General features: G+C 66.4%; 1 protein-coding gene. It reads left to right on the top strand.

The annotated features are described in order from the left end of the window. Positions 1 to 608 (top strand): PfkB family carbohydrate kinase (locus DBR30_RS09050; protein WP_258224371.1); only part of this gene is annotated, 608 nt, incomplete at both ends.

Raw genomic sequence — 608 nt, 5'->3', positions numbered from 1 at the left:
CCCGCCAATGTGGCGGTTGGTGTGGCACGGCTGGGTGGCGATGCGGCCTTTATCGGCCGGGTTGGTGCTGACCCGTTCGGCCGCTTTATGGCCGATACCCTGAGCGGGGAGGGGGTGGATATCGGTGCGCTGCGGCTCGATCCTGACCATCGCACCTCTACCGTGCTGGTGGCACTGGATGACGAGGGGGAGCGTAGCTTCACCTTTATGGTGCGCCCCAGTGCCGACCAGTTCCTCACCCCGGATGAGTTGCCCCGCTTCGATGCCGATCAGTGGTTGCTCACCTGCTCCATCGCGCTCGCCAACGAACCGGTGCGCACCAGTTGCCTGCAGGCCATGGTGGCCATCAAGGCGGCAGGCGGGCGGGTTTGCTTCGACCCCAACCTGCGCCCCGAGGTGTGGGGCAACCCCGCCGAGATGCTGCCGCTGGTGCGCGAAGCCATCGCGCTGGCGGATGTGGTCAAGCTTTCCATCGAGGAGCTGCAACTGCTGAGTGGCGAGGATGAACTGGCGGCCGGGCTTGCAACTTTCTCTGGCCCGGCGCTGGTGCTGGTGACCAGAGGGGCGGCCGGGGTGGTGGCTCGCCTTGATGGCGAGTTGCTGGAGTG

This window comes from Aeromonas sp. HMWF017, from assembly GCF_003061465.1.
Lineage (GTDB): Bacteria > Pseudomonadota > Gammaproteobacteria > Enterobacterales > Aeromonadaceae > Aeromonas > Aeromonas veronii.
The sequence above is the reverse complement of the archived record's forward strand: the minus strand, read 5'-3'. Positions and strand labels throughout refer to the sequence as shown.